Genomic DNA, 289 nt, shown 5'->3' with positions numbered 1-289 from the left:
CAACATGCCAAATATGGATGGTTACCGCTTGACGCAACGCATTCGTCAGTTGGGACTGACGTTGCCGGTAATCGGAGTAACTGCTAATGCGTTGGCTGAAGAGAAGCAGCGGTGTCTGGAGTCCGGTATGGACAGCTGCCTGTCGAAGCCGGTAACGCTGGATGTGATAAAACAGACGCTGACGTTATATGCCGAGAGGGTCAGGAAATCGCGGGATTCGTAGGACGGATAAGGCGTTTACGCCGCATCCGGCATTCAGTGCAAATGCCAGATGCGACGCTGACGCGTC

At 54.3% G+C, this 289-nt stretch carries 1 protein-coding gene; it reads left to right on the top strand.

Annotation, left to right across the window (positions count from 1 at the left end):
* A partial coding sequence (locus tag SB719_RS19590; RefSeq protein ID WP_412159659.1) for a response regulator occupies positions 1-223 on the top strand: 223 nt, incomplete at its 5' end.
* Positions 224-289 lie beyond the last annotated feature (66 nt).

It is taken from the genome of Pantoea sp. SIMBA_079, from assembly GCF_046940275.1.
Taxonomy (GTDB): domain Bacteria; phylum Pseudomonadota; class Gammaproteobacteria; order Enterobacterales; family Enterobacteriaceae; genus Pantoea; species Pantoea borealis.
Note: the sequence above shows the minus strand (reverse complement) of the source record. Positions and strands in the feature narration are given on the sequence as shown.